Origin of the sequence: Thermogutta sp. (assembly GCF_039793925.1) — a bacterium.
Classification (GTDB): Bacteria; Planctomycetota; Planctomycetia; order Pirellulales; family Thermoguttaceae; genus Thermogutta.
Genome location: NZ_JBAMME010000328.1, coordinates 1 through 19,138, shown reverse-complemented (window position 1 = coordinate 19,138; position 19,138 = coordinate 1). Strand labels below are relative to the sequence as shown.

Annotated in this window: 13 protein-coding genes; 8 read left to right on the top strand and 5 right to left on the bottom strand. The window is 57.4% G+C overall.

Annotated features, from left to right (window positions below):
• Positions 1-536 precede the first annotated feature (536 nt).
• Together asnS and ABJK56_RS17760 are read right to left on the bottom strand one after the other, a co-directional pair.
• Complete coding sequence (gene asnS, locus ABJK56_RS17765; RefSeq protein WP_347246019.1) at positions 537-1,922, bottom strand: asparagine--tRNA ligase; 1,386 nt, start codon at positions 1,920-1,922, stop codon at positions 537-539.
• Positions 1,923-2,072: 150 nt separating this feature from the next.
• Positions 2,073-3,131 carry a thioredoxin-disulfide reductase gene (locus ABJK56_RS17760; protein ID WP_347246018.1) on the bottom strand — a complete coding sequence of 353 codons (1,059 nt, stop codon included), beginning with the start codon at positions 3,129-3,131 and terminating at the stop codon, positions 2,073-2,075.
• Positions 3,132-3,491: 360 nt separating this feature from the next.
• On the opposite strand from ABJK56_RS17760, the gene ABJK56_RS17755 reads away from it, so the two are divergent.
• The 6 genes from ABJK56_RS17755 to speB all read left to right on the top strand — a co-directional run bounded on the left by ABJK56_RS17755 (position 3,492) and on the right by speB (position 11,988).
• Entirely contained in the window at positions 3,492-5,684 is a 2,193-nt protein-coding gene (locus ABJK56_RS17755; RefSeq protein WP_347246017.1) for an arylsulfatase, read from the top strand.
• A gap of 151 nt (positions 5,685-5,835) precedes the next feature.
• A complete protein-coding gene (locus ABJK56_RS17750) occupies positions 5,836-7,134 on the top strand; it encodes a PQQ-binding-like beta-propeller repeat protein (protein ID WP_347246016.1) in 1,299 nt (432 codons plus the stop codon).
• Between the two features lie 18 nt (positions 7,135-7,152).
• Complete coding sequence (aroA, locus tag ABJK56_RS17745) at positions 7,153-8,445, top strand: 3-phosphoshikimate 1-carboxyvinyltransferase (protein WP_347246015.1); 1,293 nt, start codon at positions 7,153-7,155, stop codon at positions 8,443-8,445.
• Positions 8,446-8,840: 395 nt separating this feature from the next.
• Positions 8,841-9,452: a serine O-acetyltransferase gene (locus ABJK56_RS17740; RefSeq protein WP_347246014.1), complete on the top strand. Its 612-nt coding sequence runs from the start codon at positions 8,841-8,843 to the stop codon at positions 9,450-9,452.
• Positions 9,453-9,925: 473 nt separating this feature from the next.
• The gene (locus ABJK56_RS17735; RefSeq protein ID WP_347246013.1) at positions 9,926-10,804 is read left to right on the top strand and encodes an OmpA family protein; all 879 of its coding nucleotides are present in this window, start codon (positions 9,926-9,928) and stop codon (positions 10,802-10,804) included.
• 257 nt (positions 10,805-11,061) lie between these two features.
• Entirely contained in the window at positions 11,062-11,988 is a 927-nt protein-coding gene (speB, locus tag ABJK56_RS17730; protein WP_347246012.1) for an agmatinase, read from the top strand.
• Between the two features lie 50 nt (positions 11,989-12,038).
• On the opposite strand, the gene ABJK56_RS17725 is transcribed toward speB, so the two are convergent.
• The 3 genes from ABJK56_RS17725 to ABJK56_RS17715 form a co-directional block, all read right to left on the bottom strand.
• Entirely contained in the window at positions 12,039-14,168 is a 2,130-nt protein-coding gene (locus tag ABJK56_RS17725) for a DUF4965 domain-containing protein (RefSeq protein WP_347246011.1), read from the bottom strand.
• A 141-nt stretch (positions 14,169-14,309) separates the two neighbouring features.
• The gene (locus ABJK56_RS17720; RefSeq protein WP_347246010.1) at positions 14,310-15,344 is read right to left on the bottom strand and encodes a protein-glutamate O-methyltransferase CheR; all 1,035 of its coding nucleotides are present in this window, start codon (positions 15,342-15,344) and stop codon (positions 14,310-14,312) included.
• A gap of 215 nt (positions 15,345-15,559) precedes the next feature.
• Entirely contained in the window at positions 15,560-16,066 is a 507-nt protein-coding gene (locus ABJK56_RS17715) for a chemotaxis protein CheW (protein WP_347246009.1), read from the bottom strand.
• Between the two features lie 193 nt (positions 16,067-16,259).
• On the opposite strand from ABJK56_RS17715, the gene truD reads away from it, so the two are divergent.
• A complete protein-coding gene (gene truD, locus ABJK56_RS17710; protein WP_347246008.1) occupies positions 16,260-17,453 on the top strand; it encodes a tRNA pseudouridine(13) synthase TruD in 1,194 nt (397 codons plus the stop codon).
• A 629-nt stretch (positions 17,454-18,082) separates the two neighbouring features.
• Positions 18,083-19,138 (top strand): recombinase RecA (recA, locus tag ABJK56_RS17705; RefSeq protein ID WP_347246007.1); only part of this gene is annotated, 1,056 nt, incomplete at its 3' end.

Genomic DNA, 19,138 nt, shown 5'->3' with positions numbered 1-19,138 from the left:
GGGGAACTCGGAGGTTCCTCTTCGACAGCCCCCAGCGACGACTCAGCGTCAAAGGTGGCCATAGCGTTGCGATCCTTCTTCGGTGACCGCGGCAAGGCGGAAACCCTAACTTCGTTGCCCGTGCTCCGACTCGCGGGACGGCCTTGAGCGACCGCAGCCACTTTCCGATTCAATCCTTTAAAGAATTATCGTCCGCCAGTTTTTTGTCAAGTGAGGAACTTTCTGGTTTGTGCTCGCTTTCAGTCTTGACAGAGCAAAGAGACGCTGTCGCTGAGAACAGGACGGCACTCCTCGATGGATCTCGGTCCGAGAAAGACAAGCGATGGGGTGGCAAATCAGCGGTGGCCCCGCGAACCCGAATCAACGTGAGATCACTCTCCAGGCTTTTACTCCTTGCGGAGTCAGATTGTGAGCACAGTATCCGCCGGGATGAATAACTGTGGCTTGAACTCGACACGATCGCGCATCCCGTGGCGTTGAATGGCGTGTAATTTAAACGCGCGGGCAATCACCCATCTGCCACTCTTTTCCGGCAGTTAGAATTCCGCGTTTCCGGGAAATCTCGGGAAGGGGATGACATCCCGAATGTTACCCATGCCGGTCACAAATTGGAGGGCCCGTTCCAGACCGAGGCCGAACCCACTGTGCGGCACCGTTCCAAATCGCCGCAGGTCAAGGTACCACCAGTAGTTTTCCTTGTTGAGTCCCAGTTCTTCCATCCGCTGTTCAAGGATGTCCAGACGTTCCTCCCGCTGACTGCCGCCGATGATTTCACCCACGCGGGGCAGAAGCACGTCCATCGCGCGGACGGTTTTGCCGTCGTCATTGACGCGCATGTAAAACGGTTTGATCTGCCGGGGATAATCGATGAGGATCACTGGTCGCCGGAAGTGTTTTTCCGTGAGGTAGCGTTCATGTTCCGCCTGGAGGTCGCGTCCCCATTCCACCGGAAACTCAAAACTCTCCCCGGACTTCTGGAGGATGTCGATCGCCTCGGTATATGTGAGGCGGACGAATTCGCTATCGATGATTTCCTGGAGCCGTTTGATCAGACCGGGTTCTACCCAGCGATCGAAAAACTCCATATCTTCGGCACATTGTTCCAGGACGTCGCGGAAAATGCGTTTCAGGAACCGTTCCGCCAGATCCATGTTGTCGGAAAGCTCGAAAAATGCGGCTTCCGGTTCTACCATCCAGAATTCAGCAAGGTGTCGAGTCGTGTTGGAGTTTTCCGCCCGGAAGGTCGGCCCAAATGTGTACACTTTTCCCAGCGCACAGGCGTACGCTTCGGCTTCCAGTTGCCCGCTGACCGTCAAGTAGGTGGGTTTGCCGAAGAAGTCCTGGCTGGGATCACGCGGCTCTTTGGAGAGGGGTTCCAGCGTGGTCACGCGGAACATGGCCCCCGCCCCTTCGCAGTCGGAAGCCGTGATGATCGGCGTGTGGATGTAAAGGAACCCCTCCTCCTGGAAGAAACGATGGATGGAGAAGCTCATCGCATTGCGGACTCGTGCCACCGCGCCAAAGGAATTGGTGCGGGGGCGCAAGTGCGCGATGGTTCGCAAAAACTCGTAGGAATGTCGTTTTTTCTGAAGCGGATATTTTTCGGGATCGGCCCAGCCGTAGACGACGATGCGGTGGGCCAGCACTTCGGTGGCCTGTTCCCGACCTAAAGATGCCTGGACTACGCCTTCCACGGCAATACTGCAGCCCGTGGTCAGGCGTTTCACCTCGCTTTCGTAGTTGGGCAGCCGATTGTCCGCGATGATCTGGACGTTGCCCAGGCAGGAGCCGTCGTTCAACTCCAGGAAGCTGAATCCCCCTTTGGAATCCCTTCGGGTGCGGACCCATCCCTGGAGCAGAACTTCCTTTCCGATTGCTTCCGGACGTCGGGCCATAGCGACAGAAATTTTTTCCGCCATCATTGCGCCTCCGTGAGGATTTCTTGACTCGACGGATCAGCTCGCCGCGAACCGTGCCCTCTTTTCTTACCTGCTGGATCGCGTCATTTTGAACCGTCGTCCGTGGTTCTGGGCTGTCGGAACGTGACCCGCTGCGCTCCCATCCCGAGCCGATCAACTCTCCTGGCCTGCTAGCCATCGCTCGGCATCGAGGGCCGCCATGCAACCGCTGGCGGCTGCCGTCACCGCCTGTCGGTAGTAGTCATCGGCGACATCTCCCGCCGCAAAGACTCCTTCCACACTCGTGTAGGTGCGGAAGGGCTTGGTGAGTTTGATGTAACCTTTGTCCGTAAGCTCAAGCTGACCTTTTAGAAATGCCGTGTTGGGGGTGTGGCCGATGGCCAGAAACATCCCGCTCACCTCGATTGTCAGGTCGGGCTCGCCGATCGTGCTCTTGAGACGAAGCCCCGTCACACCGTTTTCGTCATCGCCAAGGACCTCGTCAACCACGCGGTTCCACAGGATTTCGATCTTGGGATGGGACATCGCCCGCTGGGCCATGATCTTGGATGCCCGAAGCTGGTCCCGGCGGTGCACGAGATAGACTTTCGATGCCCAATGGGCCAGATAAGTGGCTTCTTCTACAGCGGAATCTCCTCCGCCGATGACGGCCACCGGTCGGTTCCGAAACCGTGGCAAAGCTCCGTCGCAGACGGCGCAGGCACTCACCCCTTTGTTTTTGAATCGTTCTTCGGAAGGGAGCCCCAAATAGTTAGCGCGAGCGCCAGTCGCCACGATCACTGCCTGACTTTCGTAAGTTTCCCCGTTAGAAGCCTGCAGGCGGAATGGCCGTGCCGAGAAATCAACTTCCACGATGTCTTCCGTAATGACCCGCGTGCCAAAGTGGATGGCCTGCTGTCGCATGAGTTCCATCAACTCCGGGCCGGTGATTCCGTGTTTGTTATGGGGGGGAAGATAGGCGCGGCGTTCCTCGGGAAGGGCCGTTTCCAGATATCCGGAGAGGTCCCCCGGCGGAAATCCCGGAAAGTTTTCCACTTCCGTGGTCAGGGCCAGTTGTCCCAGGGGCAGGGTGCCATTTCGGGCGTTTTCTTCGTTGATCGCCCCCTCAAAAAGGAGCGGATTGAGAGCCGCCCGGGCGGCGTAAATGGCCGCCGTCCATCCGGCAGGCCCGCTACCGATGATGATAACCTTTTCAACCTGTTTTTCTGCCATTGGATTCACCTGCATTCTGGAAGACGCAATACCTGATCAATCTGCTTGAGAATCACTCATTATATGACGGATGATGACCTTCAGACAGACAACATGGTGCCAACCGCGATCCCAACTAGTGATTGAAAAAGTCGATCAACGGAAATTGAGTGAATGCGGCTGGGCATGCTCGGCGTGTCCGGTATAAGTTTCCCCCTCCTGAAAAAGGCTACGCCCCCAACCATTTTTTTAAGACGGCCGACCCTTGGTGATGATCGCCGTTTGCACCGTCGCTTGGCACGGCTTATCATGTTGGGAAAACTCGTGTGACGGGACGGTCGCCAGCACACACACTTAGCGCGTTATTGGGGAGGTCTCATCATGATCCGCCAGGGGACGCACAGCGGTTTATCGTCGTATTTCCGGCTTTTACTGGGAGCCCTGCTCCTTCCGGGAGTGGAGGCGGGCAGTCTGCTCGCCAAAGAACCGCGGCCGAATATCATCATTATCCTTTCGGATGACATCGGGTTTTCGGACATCGGATGTTATGGCGGGGAGATTGCCACACCGAATTTGGATCGCCTGGCGGCCCATGGTTTGCGCTTTACGCAGTTTTACAACACCGCCCGGTGCTGTCCGACGCGTGCGGCTCTCCTTACGGGAGTGTATCCCCATCAGGCGGGCGTGGGCTGGATGACGCAGGATCGAGGCTACGACGGGTATCGGGGCGACCTCAACCGCCAGACGGTCACCATCGCCGAAGTGCTACGGATGGCGGGCTACCGTAATTATGCGGTGGGAAAATGGCACGTCACCAAGGCCGTTCAGCCGGATGGACCGAAAGACAACTGGCCGCTCCAACGGGGATTTGACCGGTATTACGGAACCATTCAGGGTGCGGGGAGTTATTTTGATCCGTCGGCTCTCGTTCGCGACAACACGATGATCACCGCGTTCATTGATCCCGAGTACAAGCCGGAGCGCTATTACTACACCGACGCCATCAGCGACCATGCCGTCCGCTTCATCCGAGAGCACATCACCCAGCACGGCGACCAGCCTTTCTTTATGTATGTGGCGTATACCGCCGCCCACTGGCCGCTTCATGCTCTGGAAGAGGACATCGCCAAATATCGCGGGAAATATGATGGCGGTTATGAGCCGATTCGCCAGGCCCGGTTTGAACGGCTCAAAAAGCTGGGCATCATCGATCCCAACTGGGATCTCAGCTCGCAGCACGGTGATTGGGAGCAGGTGGAACATAAAGAATGGGAAGCTCGGTGCATGGAAGTGTATGCGGCTCAAATCGATCGCATGGACCAGGGCATCGGACGGATTGTTAAGGCCCTGGAAGAGAGCGGGCAACTGGAAAACACGGTGATTTTCTACCTGCAGGATAACGGCGCGTGTCAAGAAGCCATTGGCCGGACAGGAAACTGGCGGCGGCCGGTGGAACCCTCACTACCACCTATTCCTCCCGATGTCATTCGAACGGAGAGCCGGCCTTCCCAGAATCGCCGCGGTGTTCCTACCCTGACTGGGCCGTACATTATGCCAGGACCCGAAGATACCTACATCTCTTATGGCATCAACTGGGCGAATGTCTCCAATACCCCGTTCCGAGAGTACAAACACTTCGTGCATGAAGGCGGCATCGCCACGCCTCTCATTGTTCACTGGCCTGCGGGACTGAAGCGTCAGGGTGAGCTCGAGCATACGCCGGGCCACGTCATTGATCTGATGGCCACCTGCGTCGATCTGGCGAAAGCGCAATACCCCACCGAATTTAACGGAAATAAGATCATACCCACGGAGGGGGTGAGCCTTGTGCCGCTTTTTGAAGGTCGGCCTCTCCAGCGCAAAACCCCCATTTTTTGGGAGCACGAAGGCAATCGCGCCGTACGCGATGGCAAATGGAAGCTTGTTGCCAAGGAAAACAAGCCTTGGGAACTCTACGACATGGAGGCCGACCGCACCGAAATGCACGACCTCTCCGCGCAGCATCCGGAAGTTGTCGCACGTTTGGCGGCTGCCTGGGACGCCTGGGCTGCCCGGGCCAATGTCCTTCCCCTCGGGGCATGGCGCGGTCGCCCCACGGATAGCTTTTCCCAGGAGAAGAATTTTGTCCTGCGGAGCAACGCTCGGCTGGAGCGAAATCGGGCACCCTATGTGGTCGATAAGGGACTGACAATTTCGGTACGAATAACAGCGCCGGGTGACCGCGGCGTGCTCGTTGCCCAGGGCGGCTCTGCCTGGGGATACGCCCTGTATCTCGAAGAAGGCCGGGCCTGCTTCGCCGTGCGGCGCAGTGGGGAGCTGGAGACCGTTCGGGCGGAAAAGACGCTGCCTGAGGAGGCCGGAACGCTGAAAGTCGTCTGGTCGCGGTCCGGCGAAATCAGTCTGTTCTGGAATGATCAAATTCTTGCCCGGGCGGCCAATATCCCGCCGCTTTCCAGCATGCCGCAGGACGGCCTGGAGGTGGGCCGGGATGAGAAGGGATTGGTCGGTGACTATCCAGCCGACTTCCGCTTCAACGGGCGTCTCGATCAGGTCACCATCACTTTGGAACCATGACGATTCCCCCTGCATTCGGAGAGCGAATTGTCCCCTACAATTCCCCAGGGGCGCAGCCATAGCAGGTGGAGCCTCGAGCGCGGTGGAGGCATGGGTGTTCGTACAGGGACAGGATGATAGGTGGGGACGGGTCAAGGGGAAAACCATGCGTATGGCCAGAAAATTACTTTTTCTTGTTGTCCTGGCTGGCACACTGCCGACATCCGTGATCTGGAGGGATTCCGCCCAGGCCGTGGAGACGGCATCCGGAAGTGTGGGCTGGACGCACTTTCGGGGTGGCGAGGCATGCGGCGTTTTCCGGGGTGGGGAAGACATTCCGCCGGTCTTGGCGCCTGATAAGCAACTTGTGTGGAAGGCCGGGCTTCTTGGCCAAGGACCTTCGTCGCCGATTGTGGTGAACGGTCAAGTGGTGGTGACGGCGGCTACCGGCTATCGTCAGGACGAGCTTCACATCCTCTCGTTCGCAGCGGAATCCGGAAGAAAAAACTGGCACGTTCGGATCTTTGCGACAGGGTCCACGGTTTGTAATCCGTTCGGCGGTGTGGCGGCGTCCACTCCCGCCAGCGACGGGCGATTCATTGTGGCCCTTTTCTCTTCCAATGATCTGGTGTGTTTGGATTGCCAAGGTCGGCCAAGGTGGATGCGTCCGCTGGGCTGGGAACGGCCCCTCCTTCGCAACGATGTGGGAATGGCATCTTCGCCGTTGATTGTGGGCGACGTGGTCGTCGTGCAGGCGGAGAGTCTGGCGGACGCGGTCATTTTTGGGATCGACCTGAAGAATGGGCGCACCCTTTGGCAGAAAGACCGCACCAAAGAAGCGATGTGGTCTTCGCCAGTTCCGCTGCGGCTGCATTCCAACCAGGAAGGGACCACCGACGCCAGGGACGTGCTTCCTCCTGTAGGGGTGCTCGTGCAATCGCGGGAGGATTTTGAGGTGCTCGATCCGCGGACCGGAACGACGATCGCCAGTTACGGGCACTGGTGTGACACAATTTCGTCAGCAGCGGTTTGGGGTCGGCTGGTGGTGCTCCCAGCGGCGGGGATTCACGCACTAGAGTGGGCATCCCAACCACCTACGTTGCGGCTTCTGTGGATTTCGGACCGGTTGAATTGCGGTAACACTAGCCCTGTGGTGTGGAACAACCGCGTGTATTTGGTAAAATCGCCCAACATTTTGGTGTGCGCGGACGCGGTCGATGGGAGGATCCTTCGGCAAATACGGATGCGGGGGAGTTACTGGGCCTCGCCGGTGATTGTGGGACGCCATCTGTACGCCGTAAACTACGAGGGAACGGTCTTCGTGTTTCGATTGGACGAGGACGGCCTGCCGGAACGTGTGGGAGAGTGGGACCTCGAATCTGGAGTCCTGGCTTCGCCCGCCGTGGACGGGACCGGCCTGTACTTTCGCACCCATCGCTGGCTTTATAAATTTGCTTTCACCCCGCCCTAGATTGCCCCTGGATGGTCCATGAAAGCGAATCCGGAGCTTGTGGAAATTCCGCTCAGTGGTCCGGTGGAGGCGGTGGTCCAGCCACCGGGTTCCAAGAGCATCACCAATCGGGCGCTCGTCTGTGCGGCGCTGGCGGAAGGTGAATCACTGCTCACCGGTGTGCTCGACAGTGAAGACACGCAAGTGATGATGGAGGCCCTTCGCCGGTTGGGCATTCGGGTGGAACACGATCCCGAACGCCGGGAAGCACGGGTTATCGGGTGTGGCGGTAAAATTCCCGCTCCATCGGCCGAGCTCTATTTGTCCAATAGCGGGACAAGTCTCCGCTTTTTGACGGCTGTTTGTGCGCTCGGACGCGGAAGATTCCGTTTGGATGGTAATGCCCGGATGCGGGAACGGCCCATTCAGGATCTTGTTGAGGCCCTCAATCGCCTGGGAGTCAAAGCATGGACGGAATATGGCAACGGCTGCCCGCCGGTGATTGTAGAGGCTGACGGATTGCCCGGGGGGACCACCGAGATTTCCGGGGAGATTTCCAGCCAGTTTGTGAGTGGCTTGCTCATGGCCGCCCCCTACGCTGCGGCAGACGTGGAGCTGGTTATTCGGGGAGATCTCGTGTCCAAGCCCTACGTCGATATGACGTTGGGAGTGATGCGGGCATTTGGCGTTACCGGTTCAAACACAAATTATCAGCGCCTCCACGTGGCGGCTGGGCAGCGTTATCAAGCTCAAGAGTATGCCATCGAGCCGGACGCCTCCGCAGCGACCTACTTTTTTGCGGCGGCTGCCGTGACGGGTGGGCGGATCACCGTCACCGGGTTGAGCTGGAATAGTCTGCAGGGAGATGTCGCGTTTTGTCGCTGTCTGGAACAGATGGGCTGCGAGGTGACGGCGGCAGACGACCGATTAACGGTGACGGGCAAGCCACTTCGGGGGATTTCAGTGGACATGAACGCCATCAGTGATACCGTCCCCACTCTGGGGGTTGTCGCGCTGTTCGCAGAGGGACCTACCGAAATTCGCGGGGTGCGGCACATCCGCTTTAAGGAAACTGACCGCATTGCGGCACTGGCGACAGAGCTTCGCCGACTCGGTGCCAAGGTGGACGAGTTCGACGACGGCCTCCGCATAATCCCGCGGACCGATTATCAACCGGCCGCCATCCACACTTACAACGACCACCGTATGGCCATGAGTTTTGCTATCGCCGGTCTGCGGATTCCGGGTGTGAAAATCCTCGACCCCGGTTGCACGGCGAAGACCTACCCACGTTTTTTCGAGGACCTCTTCGGGATCCTCCGGCCGAGATGAAATAAGCCGACATTCTTGTCACTGGGCGCCGTCAGCCCGGCAGGGAACCAATGCGTCGCCCCGATAATTGATCTTGTGTGGCGTTTCATTTATAAGGTATCCTGCTGCTCTATTGGGCCCGGGTGCGGTGAGCGAACACGCCCATCGTGGCGGGTGCGGCCCTTCCTGGTAATAAACAGGGAGAACTTCGCAGCGTATTGGCCGCCGAGTGAGGGATCCTTTCTATAACGATACTGTCAGCTTCCAGTGTAGATCCGGATGATTTCTACAGTATTATGTGGTTTACAATTACAAATAATTAGAAGTAGATTGTCTCCATTAACCGATCTAACGGTCGCATTATTCGAAATAGTCGAGAGGTCACCCGCTCAGTCTGCACTGAGGATCAAATCGCTATGGATTTTTCCGAGTGGAAATACCTGATTTGCTCAGACCTCTATCGAATCACGGGGCAGATTAATTGGATGATCCTGGTTCGACACGTGTTATTTGGTGAATCCTACAAGTACATATTCTGGATGCGCACGTGTGCCTACACAAAAAGCCACGCTATTTTCAGATATGTCATCTATCCTTTCGCGAAGCTCTATCTTCGGCGGCTGCGGTACAAGTTGGGCATTTCCATCCCACCGGAGACCCAAATCGGTAGCGGCTTTTATATAGGCCACTTTGGGGGCATTGTGGTTAACGAGCGTTGCATTATAGGAAAAAACTGTAATTTGTCGCATGGTGTGACTTTGGGACAGGTTAACAGGGGACCCAGGAAAGGATGTCCGATAATTGGAGACAATGTGTATATTGGTCCGGGGGCCAAAATTATTGGCGCAGTGCGGGTGGGTAACAACGTCGCGATCGGTGCGAACTGTGTGGTGACGAAGGACGTGCCGGATAACGCGGTGGTGGTAGGAGTGCCGGGCAAGATTATCTCTTTTCGCGGATCTCAAGGCTACGTGAACAGAACTGAATATGATATGGAATTGTCTAAACGGCTCAGGCACGCTGCTTAGATACCCGTAACGCCAGCGTGGAACGCCTGGTGGAGCAGCGATTGGTAACTTTTTATCGCTGCTTCGGAGAGAATTGGCAAATTTCGGAGGGTTGAGAGAGAGTAAAAAACGGGGTCGTCGCGAGCGGCCATAAAGCGAGAACCGGTGTCGTCGTCAGTTCTGCCAATACTGGGAAAGCGATCGGCCGCATCCCACAAAAAACGCTCGTTTTTTTGAAACGTTCTATTGCTCTTGAGGGTAGACTCTCGAAAAGTATGTGATTGCAGGAGAACCAAAAAGAATTGCCCTTGTCAGTGTCCCACCTCTTCCGCTAATCTTCGTGGCCGCCGATGCGTGGGCGGACAAGGTGGGCAGGGTAGGACAGTGGGCGTCCGCACTGGTGATGGGAATTAGCGGCTGGCCAAAGATCGGCTTGTGTAGCATCTTCCCAGTGACGATGGACAAAACTCTTAACCTGGCGGAGTGTGGCGACGGTGTTCGCGGAGGGAGATTCGCCCCAATGTAACAACGAGCGATGGTTGGGTCCGCCTGCACTTGGCTTGATTTTGGGCCTGGCAGGGATGGGGCTCCTTCTCGCGGGGTGCGCCAGTAATCCCGCAACGGCCGCGGCCCAGGCTCAATCGGCCCAGCAGCAGGCCGCCCTCAACCGCCAGATCGAAGAGTATCAAACGCGGATTACGGCGCTTGACCGTGATAACCAACAGCTTCAGGGACTGTTGGCGCAGGCCCAGCAGAAAAACAAGCTCCTCGAAGATCAGCTCGCCCTGCTCCGCAAACAACTCAGCGATGTCAGCAGCCAAATTGCCCGTCTCCAGCAGGAAAAGGAGGACAAAGAAAAGCAGGTCCAGACCCTCATGGCTTCCCTCCAGCGCTCCGGGAGTGTGACCATTCAGCCCAACAACAGTCTCCTTCAAACGCTGCCGGCGGTGAACCTCCCGGGCGTTCAGGTGCGGCGGGATGGCGACGTCATTCGCGTAGAACTTCCTGCGGATCAGCTTTTTGAAAGCGGGGCATTTCAATTTCGCCCCGGAGCGGTGCAGGTGATCACTTCTGTGGCGGCAGAAATCGCTCGACTGTACCCCGAACAAATGATCGGTGTGGAAGCCTTCACCGACAACGGCCCCCTGCCGCCGGGACCATGGAAAAACCATACCCAGATGTCCGTCTCTTGGGCGGCTGCCGTCCATGATGTTTTGGTCACCCAAAGTAACCTCAAGCCGGAACAACTCGTGGTGGTGGGGCACGGGGCCAGCTCTCCCATCATGTCGAATGGAACGCCCGCCGGACGGCAACGAAACCGCCGGGTGGAACTCGTCATCTATCCCGAAAAGTACAGCCCTGGAGCGGGCTGATCTTGTCGCAGTCCGTTTTTCCGGAGGGGCACGCTCGTTCTGCCCGTAAAGACAGGGTGCATGATCCAGCGTTGGAAAAGCGGACGCGAAAAGCACCTCCCTCCGAAGGCGAACATGGTAAGCCACCCCACCGGGACACCTACCCTGGAAAAATGGATTAACCCGGCGAGAATGATACTTTTCCAGCTTTTTTCCAGCCAAAAATCAATCTTCGTTCCGTGCTCACTGCACTAAAGGACGATTGAAGGCGGTTTCCAATGATTCCCCACGAATTGTGTCAACCCAATTTGAATTTTCTGGGATTGCCAGAAGAACTGGCGGATCCCACGACAGCCAAAGTGTGGATCTTGCCCGTCCCCTACGAAGCGACGACGACCTACGGGGCAGGTACCCGCAACGGACCGATGGCCATCCTCATGGCTTCACGGCAGGTAGAACTCTATGATCATCGCCACGGTTGCGAACCAGCCGAAAGCCTGGGATTTGCGACTCTGCCCCCGATGGAGATCACGGTGAGCACTCCCGACGCAATGATCAATCGGGTAGCTGCCGCGGTGGAGACGGTGTTCTCCCAACCTCCTTCACCCGAGTTGCTCGTGATCCTGGGCGGTGAACATAGCATTTCCGCAGGGGTGGCCCGCGGATTGTCTCGGGTCATGGATAGGGACAGTCTGGTGTGCGTACAGGTCGATGCCCACGCCGATCTTCGGGACGAATTTGAAGGCTCGCCGTTCAATCACGCCTGCGCTGCCCGACGGATCAGCGAGGTGTGTCCTCTGTTTCAGATTGGTATCCGTAACATTTCCAAGGAAGAGGCGGAATTTCGGCCCACGGCCAAAAACATTCACACGTTCTTTCGGGAGCAGTGGGGATCATCAGGGGTGAACGCCGTGCGAGATTTCGTGCGGAACAAAACAGTTTACCTGACGATTGATTTGGACGGGCTCGATTCTTCTATCATGCCAGCAGTCGGAACACCGGAACCTGGCGGCTTGCTCTGGCACGAGCTGCTGGAGATTATTCGCACCATTGCCGAAGCGGCCGCGCGGGTGCCGGTGATGGATGTCGTGGAGCTCGCGCCCATTCCCGGGATGATTGCCCCAGATTTTCTCGCGGCAAAGCTCATTTACTGGGCGGCGGCTGATCTTTTACTAACTAAACACGGCACCAACAACTGTGGGTGATAAAGCCGCGCAAACGGCCCCTGGCGACACCGCGTGCCGGAGACGCCAGGTTACCTTGCAGAGACGGCACTCCATTTTCTCCACAGCTCTGGATATTCCAAAAATTTGATGAACACTCCCCCAATCACGGGGCGTGCCCGAAATCCCCGTAGCCGGGCGTTGTTCGTCCAGTACCAGTCGGTCAGCGGCACGCGGTCTGGCGTTTCGTCAATGAAACGGTAAAGGGGACTCATGAGGGCGTCAAAATCCTCTCGGGAATCGGCGAGCGTCGCCGTCCACACTGTCCAGTCGGTTTTGGTAAAGAGGGCGCGATTGTCCAGCGGCAGGCCGTAGGGCTGGAGCTGCCTCTTGTAAAAGGCGATCTCTTTTTGGCGGACTTCTTTGGGAAAGATGTTGAGATTGAGAAGTTTATCCCACACGAGGTTGTACTTCTGGCTCCAGGTGCCCGGTTTGTCAAACGCCAGGCGGTAGTGGTCCCCGTCGTCGGCAGCGTGGACCCATTTGGCGGCAAAGTCTTCAGCGAGTTTGCGGTATTTGGTGGATTCCTCCATTTTGCCCGCCTGCTGACACATTTCGGCGTAGCCCGCCAGCGCGACTGTGGCTTTGATGGAAAGATTGCAATTGTGTGCCAGAGGACCGGTGAAATCGTCCGTACAGAGTTGATTTTCGGGATCAAAGCCTTTCTCTTCGAGATATTCCGCCCATCGCTGGAAGAGTGGCCAGTATTTCTGGACATAGTGGGTGTTTCCATCCAGGCGGGATACTACACACGCCAGGATAAGGAGATTGGCCGACTCTTCCACGGGCATTTGGTGCTCTTCGCTCGTTTCGCCTCCACCATAGACCTGTCCGTTGGCGAGGGGATACGTTCCCAGGTCGTGCGGCGCAAATGGGAATTTCCACCTCGGGCTGGCCGCATATTCCAGAACTGGTGTGAGGGTTGCCTTGAGAAGCTCATTATTGAACAGCATAAAAAACGGAGATGCGGGATAAGTGACATCCACCGTCGCGATGCAGCCGTTGCTGAAGCATTCCTTGGAAAACAGCATCGGTTCGTCCTGGGGACCTAGCGTCAACTTATGGGCCCCCAGAGTATGTCGATACGCAAGTGCGACGAGATTCGCGTATCCCTTGCCGCCGATCTGTTCCGCGTCCTTCATCAAATTACGGTCAAATTCTGCGCAGATGGCCAGAAGCCGCGGCAAATCTTTCTCTGCCTGAATCAGAACTTCGCCGATATGCGCGAAGTATTTCCGCCAATAAGGACGCAGCCGTTGGCCAAGGTATTCGATGGAAAGCATGTCATCGTACGCCAGGAGTACGTGGCGGGATTGAGGCTCGGCACGCACCGAACCAAGACGCCAGGCACACGCCACCACCGGCCAGCGGTCCTGAGCGGCTCGCGGTTCGGGGGGATCGTCTCGATTGGGTACTGTCCCGGTTTCCACGAATCCCCGGCGTGCGGAGTCGTGATCGCTCATCACCGTGCGAAGGTCTTCAGTCTGAGGCGCTGCCGTGTAGGCATAGCCCCAGTCAATCCGCAGATCGTCACCCTTTTTCTGCAACACGGGTTGTTCGAGTGTGCCGATCCGCATCCACACGAGCGGATCAGCCCGCCCGCGTTCCCAGATGACCACCTGGTTGGGGGTATTGACGGCCAGCTCGGCCGAGTTGTCGTAGTAAAGCTCCACTTCGTGGGAGGCACCATCCCGCGACCAGATGTCCCAAATGAGATACGTGACCGGCCGAGAGAGAAGATCAAGATCATGCGGCAGAACCGGCGTCAGAAAAGTGAGACGCACGCCGACTTCTGGCGTTTCCCACTCGTAAATGGTCCGCGTGGGCAGCACGGTAAGGTTTTTCTGGGACAATGCAGGAATATCCAATTGGGGTGTTCCCATCAGCCGGTAAGCCTTACCATCAATTCGGATGAGACTGCACAGGGCGTGGATACGACCGGTCCAGTGACGCGGCCAATCTTCAGCCAGGTGATCGGTGAACGACCAGATGCTGAAATAGGGATCGTGAACCACCAGAGGCACGGCCGGAGGCCGACCTGCCGGCCCATCATTGGCGGATAAATCTCCGAGGGCCGCAATCAAGCCGAGTGCCGCTGTCGCGTAAAACAATGCTGCAAAGGTGCCGAATTTCAGAAAGTGCAATTTCCCGGCAGCGGGCATCAAAAAACTCCCTCCAAAGACCATGTCAGGAGAGTCATGATAGACTGGAAAGCGATACGACATGCTGATTATCACGCCTGCCGGCAAAAGCGGCAAGCAGTCAAAGCGCTTCTTCGCGTGAGCATCCTGTCAGGGATCTGATCAGTGCGCCCGGTCCAACGATGATGCGAGACTTCCCCGTGAGGGAGAGACGCTGGTGGTGACCGATCCCGTGCTGGAAGGTTGCGGCTTTTGAAAGAGCCACGGCTGAAGTCGGGTCATCCCGGAGAGCAAATCGCCGACTCCCTCGGCAGCTCCCACAACGAGATAGCCGCCCGGTTGGAGCACCTTGAGCACGTTGTTGAGAACAACTTTCTTTGACCCAGCGTCGAAATAGATCAGCACGTTTTTCAGAAAGATGAGGTCAAAGGGGCGCTCCGGCAGGGGATCCATCAGATTGTGCTGTCGGAAGTTTGTCATCTTGGTGAGAATGGGTTTTGCCCGCCATACCTCGGCGTTGGGCAGCTTTTCAAAAAATCGTCGCTTCAAATCGTCGGGGACAAGCCGCATCGCCCGCTCGCCAAAGGTGGCGGTTCGCGCCTGCTCAACCGCACCGAGTCCGATATCGGTTCCCAGAATGGTGATCCGCCAGTTGGGGAGGTCCGGAAGTTCGGCAGCGATGCAGCAGGCAGCGGTGAACGCTTCGTCACCCGTGCTGCAGGCAGCCGACCAGATGCGAAGGGTTTTCACCGCTCCCCGTTGCGCCTTCGCGACATCCGCTAGAAATTTCTTGCGAAACCATTGCCACTGGAGTTCATCGCGAAACAGGTAGGTCTCATGGGTGGTGATTTCCTGAAGGAAGGCATCCCATTCTGGATGGCGAGGGGGCAGCTTGGTGAGGTAGTCGTAATACTCGGAATAGCTGGCAATGCCCGTTTCCCGTAATCGCCGACGGAGCCGGTTGGACAGCAGCGTTTTTTTCTGTGGAGAAATACGGATTCCCGTTTTGCGGTATACCAAATCGGCGTAGCGCTGGAGCTCTGTATCTGTCACCTGGGGAATTGTCAGAGGCGACGTGATGGGCGGAACAGGTGCCATCTGGTCCCAACTGGTTTCTTTATTTGTTTGGGTGAGAGCTGCCGGGGGTTCACCGCGATTTCCGCTACTATGCTGCTTTTGGGCGGGATCACGGATCATAGCGCCGTTCCTTATCTCGCGGCAAAAGGCTTCCAGTGGTTTGTGTTGTCAAGAAGAAATCCATCGGCGCCACGGCCGCGGCGCCACCGACCAGGTGTCTGTTGGGCGCCAGGCGGGTCGGAAGTGTGTGACTTCCAGGACCGTTTCAGGCGGGCACGGAGCGGCCGTGGGCCGACGCGACAAGCGACCCGTGATGGGGCCTGCGGAGGTTGCTTTCACATACCGGTTGCCTCTGCGATGTCCTCGTCGTCTCCCAGAATCTTTTCGATATCCAGAAGGATGAGGAGGCGCTTATCCAGTTTGACCAGGCCGGTCAGGTATTTCCTTCCCAATCCGGCGACCGTCGGCGGGGGAGGAGCGATCTGGTCCTTGCTGATCCGCAGGACTTCGCTCACTGCATCCACGATGATGCCGATAGTCTTTCCCCGCACATTCACTACCATGATCCGTGTTTCGTCGGTGGGCTCTTGAGGAGGCAGACCAAATCGCAGCCGCAAATCCACGATCGGAATCACCGTGCTGCGGAGATTGATCAATCCTTTGATATAATTTGGCGTTTGGGGGACCCGGGTGATTTCCCCCATGAGAATGATTTCCTGCACCTTGGTGATTTCCACCCCGTATTCCTCCTGGCCCAGGCGGAAACTCACCAGTTGCATGGTGGCGCTACCACCCCGATGGGCAAGCTCTTGCACGAGTGCTTCTTGAACTGCCGTGGTCATTTTCGTGATCTCCCAGTGATGCCTGTCGGTTACTGGACGAACTGACAACCGCCCTGTTTGATGGAAATATAGGTCACAACCGCCACGGCGAAAAAAGTTTATCATTTTTCGCAGCGCACACACTGTTAACATTGAGTGATTTGATCGAGTTAGTCGGTATAATCCATTCAATCGTTTTGTCCGCACAATTCCCATGAAATTAAAGCAGCAACCGGAAGATTTTGTGGTGGAAGAGGTAACGCAGTTCCCTGTAGACGGCGGCCCTTTCGCCGCGTATGTTCTCACCAAAAAGTCGCTCGGTACGCCGGAAGCCCTCGATAAGGTCCGTAAGCAGTGGAACATTCCTCTTCACGCAGTTTCTTATGGCGGGCTTAAAGACCGCCATGCTCTGACCACCCAATGGGTGACCATTCGTGGCGGCCCACCGCGTGATCTCGAGCTTGATGGGGTACGACTGGAATACCGAGGGCAGGCTTCCCGGGCGTTCACTTCCGATGATATCCTCGCCAACAGATTCCGCATTGTGCTGAGAGACCTTTCCCCGGAAGAACTTCACGCAGCGATGGCAGCGCTCGACGAGGTGAAGCAATGGGGCCTGCCTAATTATTTCGACAAACAGCGGTTCGGGTCGGTCGGCTGGTCCGGGGACTTCGTTGCCCGAGCGTGGTGCCTGGGCGACTACGAACGCGCATTATGGCTGGCCCTAGCTGATCCTCACGATTCTGATCGGGCAGCGGATAAAAAGGAAAAGCAGTTTTTGCGGGAACACTGGGGCGACTGGGCAGCCTGCAAAAAAGTTGTTCGAAACCGCTTCCGCCGAGCCGTCGTCGCACAATTGGCGGATCAGCCGGGTCAGTATCGCCGCGCTATGGCCGCGCTGCGACGCGATCAACGGGCCCTCTACCTGGCGGCCCTGCAAAGCTATCTCTGGAATGCCATGGCCTCGGAGTGGATTCGGCAACGCGTGCCCCCGCAGGATTGCTTTGAAGTCGTCATCGCCCGATGGACGTTCACCTTCTACCGGCGTTTAAACTCTCAACTGCTCGACGAATTTCGAGAGATTCGGCTGCCGCTGCCCTCGGCCAGATGCGGGATTAAAACCGGTCCGGTGCGGGAGCTGATGGAGCGAGCTGCGGCCGAGCTGGGACTGGAAGTCCGCCAGCTCCGGATCAAATATCCCCGCGATAGCTTTTTTTCCAAGGGTGATCGATCTCTGGTGTTCTTTCCCAGGGAACTCACTTGCGAGACAGGCGACGATGAGTTGAATCCGGGAAAGCAACGGCTCACATTGAGCTTCGAGCTTCCACGCGGTTCGTACGCCACGATCCTTGTGAAACGAATCACCGAAGATCGCTCGCCGGAAGCAGGATTAGGTTTCGAGGAATAGCCCGCCCGCCCAGCAGGAGTGATCCTTTCCCCGCGAAAGGTCGTTTCGTTTCGCCGGGCACGACAAGCGTGCCCCTCCGGGCCCCCGGAGGGACCTGCTTGTCAGGTCCACATCTTCGGAGGGACGTGCTCGTCAGGTCCGCTTGTGGAGATTGGGTGATCCATTCTAATAGACGCAGGTTCCACCCGACCGAGCGCCCCGATTGCGTTCGAATCGTGAGAGGTGCTTAAGGCCAGATGGGACTGGAAGGCCCGATTCCATCTGAGCCACAGGATCGGTAGGGGCAATTCAGGAATGGCCCCAACAACACGTTGATTCACAGATCCCGACAAAAACGGGGATGCGTCAGCCTGGGCGTCTCTTGTGAGCTCACAACGGCGGGGAGTATACTGAGCGCGGTTGTAGGGGGGCCGGCGAGCAGGATGCGGCGCGGTCGGATCCTGGTTCTTCCCAGACAGTGGAAATGAGCGATGGCAGCCCTGGGCGGAAACTGTCTAGCTTTCGCAGCGGCCCAGGGGATTGAAAGATTCCATTCCGTTGGATATTTTTGAGTATGTGTTCATTTGAACACTTAGGACCTCGGCGCGAAGGCCGATAAACAGCCCTGTGGGAAGGGAGGTGATTTGTCCATGGCGAAGAAAGCAGGGAGCAAAGGTGACGAGCAGGAAGTCCGCAAGGAAAAAGACACGGCCGCGTCGGTGCTGGAGAAAAATCCTGCATTGAAAAGCGCCGTACAGCAAATAGAAAAACAATTTGGGGAAGGCGCCATCATGCCCCTGGGGGCAAGCAAAACGGAGGCCATCGAGGGGATTCCCACGGGCAGTCTTTCGCTGGACCTGGCTCTTGGCGGACAGGGGATTCCCCGCGGTCGGATCATCGAGATCTTTGGCCCGGAATCAAGCGGGAAAACAACGCTGGCCCTCCATGTTATCGCTCAGGCGCAAAAGCGGGGGGGCATCGCTGCGTTTATCGACGCTGAGCATGCCCTCGATCCCGCATGGGCCAAGCGGCTGGGCGTCGATTTGGAGAATCTGCTCGTCAGCCAGCCTTCCAGTGGCGAAGAGGCCATGCATATCGCGGAGATGCTCATCCGCTCCAATGCGGTGGACGTGATCGTCATCGACTCGGTGGCCGCCCTGGTCCCCCAGAAAGAACTGGAGGGTGAAATCGGCGATTCCCACGTGGGCCTGCAGGCCCGACTCATGAGCCAGTCGTTGCGAAAGCTCACCGGTGCCATTGCCAAGGCCAAGACGGCTGTCATTTTCATCAACCAGATACGCGAAAAAATCGGCGTGATGTTCGGTTCTCCGGAGACCACGCCGGGCGGACGTGCCCTCAAGTTTTACGCCTCCTGCCGAATCGATGTCCGCCGGGTGGGCCAGATCCGCGATGGCGAACAGGTGATTGGGCAGCGGGTGAAAGCGCGGGTGGTCAAGAACAAGGTCGCGCCCCCGTTCCGGGTGGCGGAGTTTGACATGCTTCACGACAGCGGCATCAGTTATGAGGGGGACGTCCTCGACCTGGCGATTGAGCGCAAGCTCATCGTGCGGAGCGGGGCCTGGTTCCGCTACGGCGATCTCCAATTGGGCCAGGGACGCGAACGCTGTCGAGAGTATCTCAAAGAGCATCCCGAGCTGGTGGAAGAGCTGCGGCAGAAGATTCTCGCCATGCCGGTGGACCTCCAC

Bases quoted from the DNA above. Each gene is read 5' to 3' on its own strand.
- asnS (WP_347246019.1), bottom strand. From the start codon at position 1,922: ATGATGGCGGAAAAAATTTCTGTCGCTATGGCCCGACGTCCGGAAGCA.
- ABJK56_RS17760 (WP_347246018.1), bottom strand. From the start codon at position 3,131: ATGGCAGAAAAACAGGTTGAAAAGGTTATCATCATCGGTAGCGGGCCT.
- ABJK56_RS17755 (WP_347246017.1), top strand. From the start codon at position 3,492: ATGATCCGCCAGGGGACGCACAGCGGTTTATCGTCGTATTTCCGGCTT.
- ABJK56_RS17750 (WP_347246016.1), top strand. From the start codon at position 5,836: ATGGCCAGAAAATTACTTTTTCTTGTTGTCCTGGCTGGCACACTGCCG.
- aroA (WP_347246015.1), top strand. From the start codon at position 7,153: ATGAAAGCGAATCCGGAGCTTGTGGAAATTCCGCTCAGTGGTCCGGTG.
- ABJK56_RS17740 (WP_347246014.1), top strand. From the start codon at position 8,841: ATGGATTTTTCCGAGTGGAAATACCTGATTTGCTCAGACCTCTATCGA.
- speB (WP_347246012.1), top strand. From the start codon at position 11,062: ATGATTCCCCACGAATTGTGTCAACCCAATTTGAATTTTCTGGGATTG.
- ABJK56_RS17725 (WP_347246011.1), bottom strand. From the start codon at position 14,168: ATGCCCGCTGCCGGGAAATTGCACTTTCTGAAATTCGGCACCTTTGCA.
- ABJK56_RS17720 (WP_347246010.1), bottom strand. From the start codon at position 15,344: ATGATCCGTGATCCCGCCCAAAAGCAGCATAGTAGCGGAAATCGCGGT.
- ABJK56_RS17715 (WP_347246009.1), bottom strand. From the start codon at position 16,066: ATGACCACGGCAGTTCAAGAAGCACTCGTGCAAGAGCTTGCCCATCGG.
- truD (WP_347246008.1), top strand. From the start codon at position 16,260: ATGAAATTAAAGCAGCAACCGGAAGATTTTGTGGTGGAAGAGGTAACG.